This is a genomic window from Collinsella sp. LCP19S3_H3, from assembly GCF_052119145.1.
GTDB lineage: Bacteria > Actinomycetota > Coriobacteriia > Coriobacteriales > Coriobacteriaceae > Collinsella.
In genome coordinates this window covers 23,083-37,294 of the sequence record NZ_JBQKFW010000007.1, presented here as the reverse complement: position 1 = coordinate 37,294, position 14,212 = coordinate 23,083, and the positions used below count along the sequence as shown (strand labels likewise).

Annotated in this window: 12 protein-coding genes; 8 read left to right on the top strand and 4 right to left on the bottom strand. The window is 60.6% G+C overall.

Annotation, left to right across the window (positions count from 1 at the left end):
- Positions 1 to 2 precede the first annotated feature (2 nt).
- On the top strand, positions 3 to 1,046 hold the full coding sequence (locus ACTQZF_RS05115; protein ID WP_441554709.1) for a sensor histidine kinase: 1,044 nt from the start codon (positions 3 to 5) through the stop codon (positions 1,044 to 1,046).
- Between the two features lie 223 nt (positions 1,047 to 1,269).
- On the opposite strand, the gene ACTQZF_RS05110 is transcribed toward ACTQZF_RS05115, so the two are convergent.
- Positions 1,270 to 1,707, bottom strand: coding sequence for a universal stress protein (locus tag ACTQZF_RS05110; protein WP_154515052.1), 438 nt, complete (start codon positions 1,705 to 1,707; stop codon positions 1,270 to 1,272).
- Between the two features lie 242 nt (positions 1,708 to 1,949).
- On the opposite strand from ACTQZF_RS05110, the gene ACTQZF_RS05105 reads away from it, so the two are divergent.
- Positions 1,950 to 2,930: an undecaprenyl-diphosphate phosphatase gene (locus tag ACTQZF_RS05105; RefSeq protein ID WP_441031338.1), complete on the top strand. Its 981-nt coding sequence runs from the start codon at positions 1,950 to 1,952 to the stop codon at positions 2,928 to 2,930.
- A gap of 146 nt (positions 2,931 to 3,076) precedes the next feature.
- On the top strand, positions 3,077 to 5,980 hold the full coding sequence (locus ACTQZF_RS05100) for an ATP-dependent helicase (protein WP_441554708.1): 2,904 nt from the start codon (positions 3,077 to 3,079) through the stop codon (positions 5,978 to 5,980).
- 287 nt (positions 5,981 to 6,267) lie between these two features.
- Here the strand turns inward: ACTQZF_RS05100 and ACTQZF_RS05095 are convergent, their stop codons facing one another.
- Positions 6,268 to 7,200 (bottom strand): type I phosphomannose isomerase catalytic subunit, encoded by a 933-nt coding sequence (locus ACTQZF_RS05095; RefSeq protein ID WP_441554707.1) that lies wholly within the window; start codon positions 7,198 to 7,200, stop codon positions 6,268 to 6,270.
- Positions 7,201 to 7,272: 72 nt separating this feature from the next.
- A complete protein-coding gene (locus ACTQZF_RS05090) occupies positions 7,273 to 7,992 on the bottom strand; it encodes a GntR family transcriptional regulator (RefSeq protein ID WP_154515044.1) in 720 nt (239 codons plus the stop codon).
- Between the two features lie 340 nt (positions 7,993 to 8,332).
- Between ACTQZF_RS05090 and ACTQZF_RS05085 the strand changes: the two genes are divergently transcribed.
- From ACTQZF_RS05085 to nhaA, 3 genes are all read left to right on the top strand, one after another.
- Complete coding sequence (locus tag ACTQZF_RS05085; protein ID WP_441554706.1) at positions 8,333 to 9,286, top strand: ROK family protein; 954 nt, start codon at positions 8,333 to 8,335, stop codon at positions 9,284 to 9,286.
- 166 nt (positions 9,287 to 9,452) lie between these two features.
- Complete coding sequence (locus ACTQZF_RS05080; RefSeq protein ID WP_427718922.1) at positions 9,453 to 10,376, top strand: manganese-dependent inorganic pyrophosphatase; 924 nt, start codon at positions 9,453 to 9,455, stop codon at positions 10,374 to 10,376.
- A 263-nt stretch (positions 10,377 to 10,639) separates the two neighbouring features.
- The gene (gene nhaA, locus ACTQZF_RS05075) at positions 10,640 to 11,998 is read left to right on the top strand and encodes a Na+/H+ antiporter NhaA (RefSeq protein ID WP_154515038.1); all 1,359 of its coding nucleotides are present in this window, start codon (positions 10,640 to 10,642) and stop codon (positions 11,996 to 11,998) included.
- A gap of 100 nt (positions 11,999 to 12,098) precedes the next feature.
- Here the strand turns inward: nhaA and ACTQZF_RS05070 are convergent, their stop codons facing one another.
- Positions 12,099 to 12,353, bottom strand: coding sequence for a hypothetical protein (locus ACTQZF_RS05070; RefSeq protein WP_154515036.1), 255 nt, complete (start codon positions 12,351 to 12,353; stop codon positions 12,099 to 12,101).
- A gap of 158 nt (positions 12,354 to 12,511) precedes the next feature.
- Here ACTQZF_RS05070 and ACTQZF_RS05065 point away from each other — a divergent pair, with 158 nt between their 5' ends.
- On the top strand, positions 12,512 to 13,816 hold the full coding sequence (locus ACTQZF_RS05065; protein WP_441554705.1) for an aminotransferase class I/II-fold pyridoxal phosphate-dependent enzyme: 1,305 nt from the start codon (positions 12,512 to 12,514) through the stop codon (positions 13,814 to 13,816).
- Between the two features lie 66 nt (positions 13,817 to 13,882).
- Positions 13,883 to 14,197, top strand: coding sequence for an STAS domain-containing protein (locus ACTQZF_RS05060; RefSeq protein WP_154515032.1), 315 nt, complete (start codon positions 13,883 to 13,885; stop codon positions 14,195 to 14,197).
- Positions 14,198 to 14,212 lie beyond the last annotated feature (15 nt).

The window sequence follows — 14,212 nt, the reverse complement described above, 5'->3', positions numbered from 1 at the left end:
TTATGTCGTTTGCCAAGTTCTTTAAAGATGCACTGCTTCCCGTTGCCGTGTGGACCTGCGGCGTGCTGCTGAGCTGTTTTGTACTGACGGTCGCCGGCGCCCCGGCATCCATCGTGGTCGTGGCGGTCGGTGTGTCCTTTATCTTTGGCATGCTGGGCATCGTGATCGAGTACGTGCGCCGTCGTCGTTTTCTGTGCCAGCTGGAGCGCGCGGCAGAGGAGCTGGGGAGCCCCGCATGGGTGCAGGAGATGGTGCAATGCCCGACCTATGCCGAGGGCGAGCTCGAATATGAGGTCTTGCGCCGGGTGGGCAAAGCCGCTTGCGACGAGGTGGCGGAAGGCCGGCGCCAGACCGATGACTACCGCGACTATATCGAGAGCTGGGTCCACGAGGCCAAGCTGCCCCTGGCGGCGGCTCATCTGATTTTGGAAAACCTGGACGGCAGCGAAGACGACCTGTCGCGCGTGGATGACCTGGGTCGCGAGCTGGCTCGCGTGGAGCGCTATATCGATCAGGCGCTGTACTATGCGCGCTCGGAAGTCGTAGAGCGCGACTACCTGATTCGCCGCTGGGGTCTCAAGAGCTTGGTGACGGGCGCGATTAAAGCCAACGCGCGCGAGCTCATTGCGGCGCACGTGGCTCCGGTGTGCGAGAACCTCGACTTTGAGGTGTTCACCGACGAGAAATGGCTCGAGTTTATTCTGGGCCAGCTCATTCAGAACAGCATTAAATATGCGCGTGAGGACGGCGCGAAGATTGTGTTTTCGGGTGCGTTGCTGGACGAGGGCCTGGCAAGCGAGCGCATCGAGCTTACCGTCGCGGACAACGGCTGCGGCGTGAGCGCGGCTGACCTGCCGCGCGTGTTCGAGAAGGGCTTTACCGGCGATAACGGCCGCACCACCAAGAGCGCAACGGGCATCGGCCTCTACCTGGTGGCGCGCCTGTGTTCCAAGATGGGCATCGACGTCACCGCGGCATCCGACTCCGGCGAAGGCTTTGTTGTAACATTCGCTTTCTCGACCAACAAGTTCCAATACTTCGAGTAGTGCACGCGGCAGAAGTCCGCCCAAACAAAAACGTGCCGCCCCGAACAAAACGTGCCGCCCCGTTTGGGGCGGCACGCCATTTTTTATCAGAGAACTCGTTGAAGTAAGGCTGCGAAGGCCGCGGGGCCGGGAGGGGTTTCCTAAGGGCACATCCCGCAGCCGCAACGCGGCGAGGACGTGCCCTTAGGAAACCCCGCAGGCCCCGCGGCCGGTGGGAGCAACGCTACTTCACGACCAGAATGTCGCAGTCGGTGTTGCGCAGCAGGAATGTCGAAATCGAACCCAGGAGCGCATACTTGATCGAGGAAAGGCCACGAGCGCCGCAGAGCACCAGGTCGGGCTTGACCACGTCGAGCATCTCGTCCTTGAGCGTCTCGCGAATACGGCCGGCGCGAATCATGACTTCGACCTCGGGAATGTTGGGATTAGCCTTGGCCTCTTCGAGCTGCTTGGCGATGGAGTTCTTAAAGGCCTCCTCCAGGCCGTTGACCAGATCGACCGGATAGGAACCGGCGCTCTCGAGCGCCGTGGAATCGATGACGTGACCGATGATCAGCTTGGCGCCATTGTTTGCGGCGACCTTGATAGCGCGTGTGAGCACAAAATCCTGCTGCTCAGTACCGTCGAGTGAAACAAATACCTTGGTATAGCCCTCGTTCATGGTTTCCTCCTTGGTCTATCGCACGGGCGCGGGGCTCGTGCATCGGACGACGTGTTGGCCGCCGGACACTTTAGCTTGTTGCAGTTATACCCAAGGATTTCGGTTTGACCGCTCGCAATTCTGTGAACGGGCGAGATTTTTGGTAAGGGTGGGCGCGGCCGCGGCCGAACGGTTGATAATGGGACATCGCCCGCAACCGTCCGCAGAACAACTATCGGCGGGTGACAAACGAGGGGGTCCCTTTGGATATCATCGAGCTTCTAAAATCTGCCTTCATGGGCCTGGTCGAGGGCATCACCGAATGGCTGCCCGTTTCGTCGACGGGCCACATGATCTTGGTGGACGAGTTCGTCAAGATGAATGTGAGCGAGACATTCTGGAATATGTTCCTGGTCGTGATTCAGCTTGGCGCCATTTTGGCCGTCTGCGTTCTGTTCTTCTACGACTTAAATCCGTTCTCGCCCAGCAAGGGCAAGGAGGGTCGTCGCGACACCTGGGTGCTGTGGGGCAAGATTGTGCTTGGCTGTATTCCCGCCGCGGCGATCGGTCTGCCGCTCAACGACTGGATGGAGGAGCATTTCTATAACGCTCCCGTCGTGGCGCTGGCGCTCATCGTGTACGGCGTGTTGTTTATCGTGATTGAGAACTGGCGTGCGAGTAAGCGCGAGAACGCCGCTCTTGCCGATTCGTTTGGTTCGCGTGCTGTGGTGGCGGGCGGGCGTCCCGCCGGTGCACACTTCGCGGCGCCTGCGGCGGATATTACCGAAGACAATGACGATGACGAGGATTTGGACTTTGGATCCATCGCCACGCTCGAGGACCTGAGCTGGAAGACCGCATTGGGTATCGGTTGCTTCCAGGTGCTTTCGCTGATTCCGGGCACATCACGCTCCGGCTCTACCATTATCGGCGGCCTGCTGCTGGGCTGCACGCGCTCGGTGGCGTCCAAGTTCACGTTTTTCCTGGCCATTCCCGTTATGTTTGGCGCGAGCGCGCTCAAGCTGGTCAAGTACTTCGTTAAGGGCGGTACGTTTGGCACCAACGAGATTGCCATTCTGGGCGTGGGCTGCGTCGTGGCCTTTGTGGTTTCGCTTATTGCCATCAAGTGGCTCATGGGCTTCGTTCGCCGTCACGACTTTAAGTGCTTTGGCGTCTACCGCATTATTCTGGGCATCGTGGTGCTCGCGTACTTCTTTGTTCTGGAGCCTATGCTCGGCCTGTAACTTGGTTGACGCTGCGCGGCGGCCAGAGCGCTGCGCACGGAGTCGTGGTGTGATTTGCATCGGTGTCCGCGCGGCTCGGTATACTGGTACGGCTCAAACTATGGCGTCGCCCGCAGGCGCGCCGTCCGTCAGATGAGGAGTCGCCCATGACCCAGCCCTTGCCCTGGGAAAAGAACGCCGCGGTACCCGTGCCGCCCGCGCCGGAACCCGTGCCGCTCGATGCATACACCGCCCCCGCTGCGCCGGAGCCCGAGCTCGTTCCGCTCGACATCTACGACGCTCCCGCGCCGGCACCCAAGCCCGTCAAGCCGCTCGTCGACATCGACAGCCTTAATCCCGCCCAGCGCGAGGCCGTCCTGACCACCGAGGGCCCGTTGCTGGTCCTCGCCGGCGCAGGCTCGGGCAAGACTCGCGTCCTGACCTTCCGCATCGCGCATATGCTCGGCGACCTGGGTGTTAAGCCTTGGCAGGTTCTTGCCATCACGTTTACCAACAAAGCCGCGGCCGAGATGCGCGAGCGTCTGACGGCGCTCATTCCCAGCGGTACCCGCGGCATGTGGGTGTGCACCTTCCACGCCATGTGCGTGCGCATGCTGCGCGAGGACGCCGACCTGCTGGGTTACACCGGTCAGTTCACCATCTACGATGACGATGACTCAAAGCGCATGGTGCGTGACATTATGCAGGCGCTCGGCATCGAGCAAAAGCAGTTCCCCATCAACATGATTCGCAGCAAGATCAGTTCGGCCAAAAACGCCATGATCGGCCCCGAGGACATGCTCAAATCCGCCGATAGCCCCAACGACAAAAAGGCCGCGCAGGTCTACCTGGAGCTGGAGCGCCGCCTGCGCGCCGCCAACGCGATGGACTTCGACGATTTGCTCGTGCGCACACTCGAACTGCTGCGTACCCGCCCCGAGGTGCTCGACAAGTACCAGGAACGCTTCCGCTACATTAGCGTCGACGAGTATCAGGACACCAACCACGTCCAGTACGAAATCGCCAACCTTCTGGCCGCCAAGTACCAAAACCTCATGGTTGTGGGCGACGATGACCAGTCCATTTACAGCTGGCGTGGCGCCGACATCACCAACATCTTGGACTTTGAGCAGGACTTTAAAAACTGCAAGACCGTTAAGCTCGAGCAGAACTACCGCTCTACGGGCCATATCCTAAACGCCGCCAACGCCGTGGTGCGCCACAACTCGCAGCGCAAGGACAAGCGCCTGTTTACGGCCGAGGGCGATGGCGAGAAGATTCAGGCCTTCCAGGCGAGCGACGAGCGCGACGAGGGCCGCTGGATTGCCGGTGAGATCGAGAAACTGCATGCCAAAGGCACGAGTTACGACGACATCGCCGTGTTTTATCGCACCAACGCCCAGTCGCGTATTCTCGAAGATATGTTTCTGCGCGCGGGCGTGCCCTACAAGATCGTGGGCGGCACTCGATTCTTCGACCGTGCCGAGATTCGCGACGTCATGGCCTACCTCAAGATGATCGTGAACCCGGCCGACGAGATGAGCGTCAAGCGCGTCATCAACACACCGCGCCGCGGCATTGGCTCCACCTCAATCCAAAAGATCGAGCAGCTGGCACGCGACAACCGTTGCTCGTTCTTCCAGGCTTGCGAGATCGCGTGCGCCGAAACCGGCATGTTTAGCGCCAAGGTACGCAACGGCCTGTCGAGCTTTGTCTCACTGGTACGCGAGGGCCGCCGTATGGACGGCGAGCTCAAGGACGTTGTCGAGATGATCGTCGATAAGACGGGCCTGCTGCAGGCGTTTCGCGCCGAGGGCACCATGGAATCTGAGAGCCGCGCCGAGAACATCCAGGAATTTCTGGGCGTTGCGGCGGAATTTGAGGAGACGCACGAGGATATCGAGGGTACGCTCGAGAGCCTAGAAGAGCTGCGCGCAGCCGGTGTTGCCGACGTGCCTGCCGGCGCCGAGCCCGAGCCCGTCGTGGTGAGCGCGCCTGCGCCCGAACCGGGGCCATCTGTCCCGGCATCCTCGTTTGAGGCGCTCGTCGGCGCCCGTGACGCCGCGGGCTCCAATCCGCTCGATGGCTTGGCCGCTCCGGCGCTGTCTCCGCAGGATGCCCTGGCAGCCGCCATCGCAGGCAACGCGTATGCCGCGCCGACGGAGCTGTCGGCGGGTGCCGTGCATGCCGGCGAGATCGAGCGTACCTACGGTCCGCTCACCTGTAAGGCGCTGCCGGCACTCATGGAGTGGCTGGCCTTGCGCTCCGACTTGGATTCCCTGGCCGGCGAGACACATGCCATTACCATGATGACCATCCACTCCGCCAAGGGCCTGGAGTTTCCGGCGGTGTTCGTGGCCGGCATGGAGGAGGGTATCTTTCCGCACGTGCACGACTTTGGCGGCAGCGATGACCCGGGCAAGCTCGAGGAGGAGCGTCGCCTGGCCTACGTCGCCATCACGCGTGCCCGCAAGCGCCTGTTCTTGACCTATGCGGCCACGCGTCGCACCTACGGTTCGACCTCCGCCAACCCGCGTTCGCGCTTTCTCAACGAGATTCCGTTTGAGGATATCGAGTTTAGCGGTATCGGTTCTGCCGGTTTTGAGGGCACGGGCTGGGAGAAGCGCGGCGACCGTCGCGGCACCTTTGGCTCGGGCATGGGTTCGGATATGTATGGCGGCAAGGTGTTTGGTTCGCATACGCGCTCGACCGGCGGTTCCGGTTCGCGCGGCGGATCGAGCTTCGACGATTTCTTTGGCGACAGCAGCTACGGGACCGAGCGCCACCGTGGGGTCTCGCCCGACGCCGGTCGCGTTGCCTCGACCTTTGGCTCGGGCGCACCGCGAGCCAAAAAGCCGTCGTCCAAGGTGTCCCCAACAGTGGAGCGCAAGGTCGATCGCGCCAGCGCGTCGCAGGACTTTGCCGCGGGCGATACCGTGAGTCATAAGACCTTTGGCACGGGTACCGTGATCTCGGTCGCTGGAGACATGATCGAGGTCCAATTCGAAAAGACCGGCCAGACCAAAAAGCTTATGAAGGGCTTTGCTCCAATCGTTAAGCTGAATGCCTAACTGCGAGGTTGACCGGGCGCGCCGGGGGCTTTGGTCGCCTGCTCGGACAGTCCTGCTCGCACGGAGAGCACATTAAGTGCTCTCCGGCTCGTGCGGAACTCGCGATCGACCAAAGCCCCCGGCGCGCCCTCTTCCTTGTGGCGTTTTAGCTTGTAGCTTGCGAACGTTGCTCTGCTCGTTCGTTTTTTGATCTGGAGAGCCGGGTGGGCTGATAGATAGATACGAGTAGGGGCTCTTCCGTACATGGTCGGGAGAGCCCCTTGTTGCGTTTTGGTTGTTGGCGCGACCTAGAGGTGGCTGATAATCAGTTCCATCTTGCCTTCGAGGTCGATGGAGCTGACGGTGCTGGGTGCCAGCAGGTGACTTCCCTTGTGGACGGGGTCGCCGCAGACGGTGCCTTCGCCGTCGATGACCGACAGGCACATGAAGGGCCAGCGCTGCTCCAAGGTCTTGCTGCCGTCGACGCGTACGCGATCGACGGTGTAGCAGGAGCAAGACTCGAGCTCGGTTACGCCGTTCACCTCGGGCGCGACCACCGTGCCGTCGGTCGGAGCCTGAGCATCAAAGTCGATGCAGTCGAGGCTCTGCTCAATGTGCAGCGGACGCAGTTTGCCGTCGGTGCCGGGACGGTCGTAGTCGTACAGGCGATATGTCACGTCGCTTGACTGCTGCGTCTCCAAAATGAGCGTGCCGGTCTTGATGGCGTGTACGGTACCGGAATCAATCTGGAAAAAGTCGCCCTTGTGGATCGGCAGCACGTTGAGCATGTCGTCCCAACGGCCCCCCTCGATCATCTGTGCGGCCTCGGCGCGGTCATGCGCGCGCTGACCGACGATGATCGTGGCGCCGGGCTCGCAGTCCAGCACATACCAGCACTCGGTTTTGCCCAGGCTGCCGTTCTCATGCTTGGCGGCGTACTCGTCGTTGGGATGAATCTGGATCGAAAGGTCGTCCTTGGCGTCCAGAATCTTAACGAGCAGCGGGAACTCCTTGCCCTCGCACCTGCCAAAGAGCTCGCGGTGCTCGGCCCACAGCCACGACAGCGTGTGGCCGGCATACGGGCCCTCCGCAATCTGGCAGTCGCCGTTGGGGTGGGCCGAGATGGCCCAACACTCGCCGATGGGTCCATCGGGAATGTCGTAGCCAAATACGGTTTCGAGCTGGCGGCCGCCCCAGATCTTCTCGTGGAAGATCGGCGTCAGTTTAATCAAATCGGACATATTCATACCCCATTGTGTTGCGCGGGCGTTGCACAAACAGCTCAAAACGAGCGCCCGCATGACTACAAAAACTTATGCCAACGTTACGTTGTGCAACTCAAAGCGGTCGCCAACGTTGCGCGAGACCGAATACTCAAAGGCCGCGCCGCTGTCCAAAAAGCCAATCTGGTTGAGCTCGAGCAGGGGAGAGCCAGGTTTGGTGTCCAGGCGCTCGGCTTCTTCCTCGGTTGCTGCCACGGCGCGAATGGTACGGTGGAAGCTCGAGATCTTCAGCCCACATTGCTCGCGGACAAAGCGGTAGACCGATCCGTACAGGTCCTTCTTTTTAAGGCCCGGAATCAGCTCGAGGGGCATGTAGGTGTACTCGATAACGATGGGCTTCTCATCGGCCTGACGCACGCGCACGATGTGATAGGCAAAGTCATCCTCGGCAATTCCCAGCTGGGCTGCGATGTCCGCTGGTGGATTAACAATCGAGAAATCGTAGACCACCGAGGTCACCTTCTCCCCGCGGTGCTCATACGAAAAGCCCTGGGCACGGTCGTTTTTGCCCTGGAAAAACGCTTGGCCGGGAAGCCCCGCCGTGTCCTTAACGTAGGTACCCGATCCACGACGGCTGGTAACAAGACCTTCCTCGGTGATTTGCTCGATAGCTCGTTTGACGGTGATTTTGGAAACGCTATAGAGCTCGCAGAACTCAACGACGGTGGGAAGCTTGTCGCCTGGTTTAAGAGCGCCATCCTCAATACTTCGACGAATATCTGCAGCTATCGCCTCGTATTTGGGAATCATGGAACCTCCTTTCCAACTTGATTGAGTATAAAAGAAAGTATACTCAACACCTAAGTATCCCTATTGAGTCATTGAAAAGTTCGATAGATATATTACTAAAAGTCGCTTTGCGCTAAAAATAAAAGCGCTCTAAATAAATATACATTCGCATAATGTCGTGTTGAGAAATCTAATCGGTCCGAGGACGGGGCCGAACCGATTTAGCACCCAGCGAACCGAATCCTGTATTCTGCATTTCCTCAGATAAAACCTACCAAAACAAACCTGTCCCTTTTTGGTAGGTTTTTGCCTTGGGAGCGGTACCATACAGACAATGTTTAAACGAGAAAGGCGGGCCCCTATGGAACCTAAGCAGTACTACATCGGCATCGACGTCGGCGGCACTTCGGTTAAGGAGGGCCTGTTCGACGGGGATGGCAACCTGCTTGCGAAGGTCAGCGTGCCCACGCCTCCCATCGTTGACGCTGCGGGCTTTGCCGCGGTGACCGAGGCTATCGACCAGGTGGTCGCCAAGGCACAGATTCCGCGCGCCTTTGTGGCGGGCATTGGCCTTGCTGTTCCGTGCCCCATTCCGGCAGCGGGCGATGCCAAGGTCAAGGCAAACATTGCCATTAACCTGCCCGAGTTGAAGATCGCCATTCAGGAGCACTGCCCCGATGCGGTCGTTAAGTACGAGAACGATGCCAACGCCGCTGCCATGGGCGAGGCTTGGCTCGGTTCTGCCAAGGACGTGCAGAATGTGGTGATGGTCACCATCGGTACCGGCGTGGGCGGCGGCGTTATCGTCAACGGCGATGTGGTGTCGGGTGTTGTGGGCGCCGGCGGCGAGATTGGCCATATGTGCCTGAATCCGGCTGAGGAGTGCACTTGCGGCTGCGGCGGCCATGGCCACCTGGAGCAGTATTCCAGCGCCACCGGAGTGGTGAGCAACTACCTTGCCGAGTGCAAGAAGGCGGGCGTCGAGCCCATCGAGCTCACCGGCCCCTCCGATTCCAAGGACGTGTTCCAAGCCTGCCGCGAGGGTGATAAGCTCGCGCTGGCCGCGGCCGATACCATGGCCGACTATCTCGGCCGCGCCCTGGCGCTTATTGCCAACGTGGTCGATCCCGAGATGTTCCTGATCGGCGGCGGCGCCTCCGCCTCGGCCGATGTCTACCTCGATAAGGTTCGCGAGTACTTCCAGCGCTACGCGCTATCCGCCTCGCGCGAGACGCCCATTAAGGTTGCTTCGCTCGGAAACGACGCCGGCATCATCGGTTCTGCCTACGTAGCCCTGCGCGCTGCCGGCAAATAGCTGGTGCAAGGGGGCCAGGTTACTTTGCACCAACATGGTGCAAAAGGGACAGCCTTGGCCCCCATACCTGCCACAAAATATGCCGTGGCCCTTCCGTCCCCAAAGGCCAGCTGCCAGCGTGCTACCATAGCTACGTCTAAGTACACATACCAAGTGGAGGATACCCATGGCAAACGTTCTTGTCTTTGGTCACCAGAACCCCGATAACGACGCCATCATGAGCGCCGTCGTTCTGTCTCAGCTGCTCAACCAGGTTGAGTATGCCGGCAACACCTATGAGGTCTGCGCTCTTGGTCAGCTTCCGGCAGAGTCCGCCAAGCTGCTCGCAGACGCCGGCATTGCCGAGCCCCGCGTGATTGAGTCCGTCGAGGCCGGCCAGCTTGTCGTTCTCACCGACCACAACGAGTCCGCCCAGTCCGTCGCCGGCCTTAAGGACGCCACGGTCTTTGGCGTCGTTGACCATCACCGCATCGGCGACTTTGAGACCGCCGGCCCGCTGCACTACATCTGCCTGCCCTGGGGTTCCAGCTGCACCATCGTCACTAAGCTCGCCGGCGTGCTCGGCGTTGAGCTTTCCGACGTTCAGGCCAAGCTGCTGCTCTCGGCCATGATGACCGACACGCTCATGCTCAAGAGCCCCACCACCACCGATGTCGACCGCGCCGTCGCCGCCAAGCTCGGCGAGCAGGTGGGTGTCGACCCGGTCAAGTTTGGCATGGAGGTCTTCCTCACTCGTCCGTCCGGCTCCTTCACCGCAGCCGAGATGGTCGGCAACGACATCAAGATGTTCGAGCCCGCCGGCAAGAAGCTGCTCATCGGCCAGTACGAGACCGTCGACAAGAGCCGTGCGCTCGGCATGATTGACGAGATCCGCGAGGCCATGCGCGCCTACGCCGCCGAGAAGGGTGCCGACGGCATCGTCCTGTGCATCACCGACATCATGGAGGAGGGCTCGCAGGTCCTGCTCGAGGGCGAGACCGAGGCCGCTCAGAAGGGCTTAGGCATTGCCGACGAGCACGACGGCGTCTGGATGCCGGGCGTCCTCTCCCGTAAGAAGCAGGTCGCTGCCCCCATCATGGCCGCCTGCTAGGTTTTGTAGCCTGCTACGACCGGACCGCGGACGCCCCGCGCTCCGGTCGTTTTTTGTGCGCGGGACCGCGTCCTCTATTGGACAGGGGCGCCCGTACCGTTGGGCAAATAATGTTCAACCTGTGGTTCCGCTTTTCGGCCACGCCTTCGTGCTTGTCGTGCAGGGTAGGCTAGATGCAAGCGTAATACGTTGGAGCGCGGTGCCGCCACTTGGGCGGGCCGTGCTTTTTTAAGACGGGAGCTTTCCCGTGAAAGGAGCCGCCCATGGCAGCAACTGAGCAGCTGTTCAACGTTCGTGAGCGCAAGCGCTTTGAACGTCATGACATCTGGGAGCGCATCGCCGAGAACGGCACGATTTCCGCCGCCGTCATGGTCATCGCCGCCATCGCCGCCGTTATCTGCGCCAACACCGATGTTTACGAGGCTATCCATCACTTTTTGGAGACCCCGCTGTATGTGGGTCTGGGCAACCTTACGGCTGGCCTCACCGTCGAGCTTTTCGTCAACGACTTTCTCATGGCGATCTTCTTTTTGTTGGTGGGCATTGAGCTTAAGTACGAGATGACGGTCGGCGAGCTCAAGAATCCGCGTCAGGCCATGCTTCCCATGCTGGCAGCCGTGGGCGGCGTCGTCGTTCCCGCCTGCATCTACCTGATCTTTAACCATGCCGGCGCCCGCAACGGTTGGGCCATCCCCATGGCAACCGATATTGCCTTTGCGCTGGGCGTGCTGTCGCTTTTGGGCAATCGCGTGCCCAACGGCGTGCGCGTGTTCTTCTCGACGCTCGCCATCGCCGACGACCTCATCTCCATCGCCGCCATTGCCATTTTCTACGGCCAGAGCCCCAGTCCGTTTTGGCTGGGTGCCGCTGCAGTTGTGACCTGCGCACTTGTGTGGCTCAACAAAACTCAGCATTATCGCCTTGCCCCGTACTCGGTGCTTGGTCTGCTGCTGTGGTTTTGCATGTTTAAGAGCGGCGTGCACGCCACGCTTGCCGGTGTCATCCTGGCCTTCACCATCCCGGCCAAGTGCGGTGTTAAGCTCGATAGCCTTACCGATTGGCTTGGCGAGTACCTGCCGTTGCTCGACGACCGTTACGACGACGAGGCGCACATCCTGGGCCAGCACGACTTTACCCTTTCGACTACCAAGGTCGAGCGTGTCATGCACCGTGTGACCCCGCCGCTCATCCGCATGGAGCGCCTGATCTCCACGCCGGTCAACTTTGTGATCCTGCCGATCTTTGCGTTTGTCAACGCGCAGGTTCGCCTTGTGGGCGTGGACATGAGCGTGCTGCTTACCGACCCGGTGACTCTCGGCGTGTACTTTGGCATGCTGCTGGGTAAGCCGATCGGTATCTTTGGCGTGACGTTTGCCCTGGTCAAGCTTAAGGCTTGCGAGCTGCCTCATAACGTTAACTGGCATATGATCGCCGGCGTGGGCATTTTGGGTGGCATCGGCTTTACCATGTCGATCCTCATCAGCGGCCTCGCCTTCCCGACGGCCCAGTTCGAGGTTCTGGCCGCCAAGGCCGCCATTCTTGCCGGTTCTGTTACCGCGGCCGTGCTGGGCATGATCTACATGAGCGTGGTCTGCAAGCACCCTTCGCCCAAGGACGAGTAGGAGCGCGAAAACCGGGGCCGGACATGCCCCGGATGCCCTCGTGTGAAAAAATGCCGTTTGTGAGCACTGTCACAAACGGCATTTCATTTATTTGCCATTTTTATTCCACGGTGCCGTAGACGGCACCCCAGCCGTGGGCGGCAAGGGCCGAGTTAAGCTGGTCGCAAAGCGATTGGCGGTCGTAGTGGCCGGGCGGCAAAAGATTCACGATTTCCATGAGATCGGGCGCCAGGTCCAAGATCTCCGCCTGAACGATTAGATCCAGGCGGTCAATGGCCTTACGGTCATAAAACAAGCCGTCGACCAGACGCTGCAGGTCTCCGAACTCCTCGGCTTGAAAAGAGCCGTATTCCATACTGCCTCCTTGGATGTGCCATGCGGCTATACGGGTCATACGGTGGATATCGTAATTCATTGCGATGGACTTAATCTATCACGGCTTCATACCGTTGCGGCGGTAGCGGTCTATACTTAGACAAACTGCAACGTCCCGCTTTGCGAAAGGTCGCACCCATGCAGACGATCTACCAGAAGATGGAAACCACCGAACTCGATGCCGCCATCGAGGCGCTCAAAGCCGAGGTTGCCGAGGTCAAGGCCAAGGGCCTGGCGCTCGACATGGCGCGCGGCAAGCCGTCGCCCTCCCAGGTGGACATCTCGCGCCCCATGCTCAATATCCTCAATGCCGACGCCGATCTGCACGACGGTAACGTCGACTGCTCCAACTACGGCTGCTTTGAGGGCATTCCCTCGGCACGCAAGCTGGCGGGGGAGTTCCTGGGTTGCCCCGCCGATCAGACGCTCGTACTGGGTTCGTCGAGCCTTTTGATCGAGCACGATATCGCCGGTATGTTCTGGCGCTGCGGCTCGTGCGGCAGCGAGCCTTGGGAGGCTTATGAGGCCGCGCACGACGGTAAGAAGGTCAAGTTCCTGTGCCCGGTTCCCGGCTACGACCGTCATTTTGGCATCACCGCCGACCTGGGTATCGAGAACGTCCCCGTCGCGATGACCGGCAGCGGCCCCGACATGGACGAGGTAGAGCGCCTGGTTGCCGCCGACGACTCCATCAAGGGCATCTGGTGCGTGCCCAAGTATTCCAACCCCACGGGCATCACCTTTAGCGAGGACACCGTGCGCCGCTTGGTCGAGATGCCCACGGCCGCGCCCGATTTTCGCATCTTTTGGGACAACGCCTACTGCGTGCACGACCTGTACGACGAGACCGACGAGCTCGCCAACATCTTCGATCTTGCCCGCGCGGCGGGTACCGAGGACCGCGTGGTGGCATTCGCCTCGACGTCCAAGATCACCTTCCCGGGCGCGGGCATCGGCTTTATCGGTGCGAGTCCCGCGGTCATCGCGGAGTTCTCCAAGCGCCTGAAGGCCGGTCTTATCAGCGCCGACAAGCTCAACCAGCTACGCCACGTGCGCTTCCTTCCCACCATCGAGGCGGTCAAGGAGCACATGAAAAAGCATGCCGAGTTCTTGCGTCCGCGCTTTGAGGCCGTCGAGCGCAAGCTCACTGAGGGCCTGGGCGATACGGGTTGCGCTACTTGGACGCATCCCCGCGGCGGCTACTTTGTGAGCTTTGATGGCCCCGAGGGCTCGGCCCAAAAGGTCGCCGCGCTTTGCGCCGACCTGGGTGTCAAGCTCACGCCGGCAGGTGCCACCTGGCCTTATGGCAAGGATCCGCGCGACACCAACATCCGCATCGCGCCGAGTTATCCCACGGTCGAGGACCTGGAGGCCGCACTCGACGTGCTGGTGCTGGCCGTCAAGCTCGTCGCTGCCGAGCTTGCTCGTGCCGAGCGCGCCTAACGCGTAGGGCCCCGCAAATCCGCATCCAGTACTATCCGCACTCTCGATACGCAAAGGAGCGTATACATGGATTTGGGTATTTCCACCAACCCCACGCCGGAGCTCTACACCATCAGGGTGACCGGTGAGATTGATATCTCTAACGCCGACAGCTTGCGTAACGCCATCGACTTGGCGCTCGAGCAGCCAACCGAGGCCGTTGAGCTCGACTTTGCCCAGGTGAGCTATATCGACTCGACAGGTATTGGCGTACTTGTGGGCGCCGCGCACCACGCAGCCGATCACGACAAGCGGTTTGGCTGCGTCAACGTGCAGCCCCCGGTGATGCGCGTGGTTCAGTTGCTGGGTGTCGACCAGGAGATTTCAATTACGGCGGCATAAGCCCTGCCCCAAAAA

What these genes read in the sequence shown, in the direction of transcription:
- ACTQZF_RS05095 (WP_441554707.1), bottom strand. Translation starts at nt 7,200, where the DNA reads ATGTCCGATTTGATTAAACTGACGCCGATCTTCCACGAGAAGATCTGG.
- ACTQZF_RS05115 (WP_441554709.1), top strand. Translation starts at nt 3, where the DNA reads ATGTCGTTTGCCAAGTTCTTTAAAGATGCACTGCTTCCCGTTGCCGTG.
- ACTQZF_RS05085 (WP_441554706.1), top strand. Translation starts at nt 8,333, where the DNA reads ATGGAACCTAAGCAGTACTACATCGGCATCGACGTCGGCGGCACTTCG.
- ACTQZF_RS05070 (WP_154515036.1), bottom strand. Translation starts at nt 12,353, where the DNA reads ATGGAATACGGCTCTTTTCAAGCCGAGGAGTTCGGAGACCTGCAGCGT.
- ACTQZF_RS05080 (WP_427718922.1), top strand. Translation starts at nt 9,453, where the DNA reads ATGGCAAACGTTCTTGTCTTTGGTCACCAGAACCCCGATAACGACGCC.
- nhaA (WP_154515038.1), top strand. Translation starts at nt 10,640, where the DNA reads ATGGCAGCAACTGAGCAGCTGTTCAACGTTCGTGAGCGCAAGCGCTTT.
- ACTQZF_RS05100 (WP_441554708.1), top strand. Translation starts at nt 3,077, where the DNA reads ATGACCCAGCCCTTGCCCTGGGAAAAGAACGCCGCGGTACCCGTGCCG.
- ACTQZF_RS05065 (WP_441554705.1), top strand. Translation starts at nt 12,512, where the DNA reads ATGCAGACGATCTACCAGAAGATGGAAACCACCGAACTCGATGCCGCC.
- ACTQZF_RS05090 (WP_154515044.1), bottom strand. Translation starts at nt 7,992, where the DNA reads ATGATTCCCAAATACGAGGCGATAGCTGCAGATATTCGTCGAAGTATT.
- ACTQZF_RS05060 (WP_154515032.1), top strand. Translation starts at nt 13,883, where the DNA reads ATGGATTTGGGTATTTCCACCAACCCCACGCCGGAGCTCTACACCATC.
- ACTQZF_RS05110 (WP_154515052.1), bottom strand. Translation starts at nt 1,707, where the DNA reads ATGAACGAGGGCTATACCAAGGTATTTGTTTCACTCGACGGTACTGAG.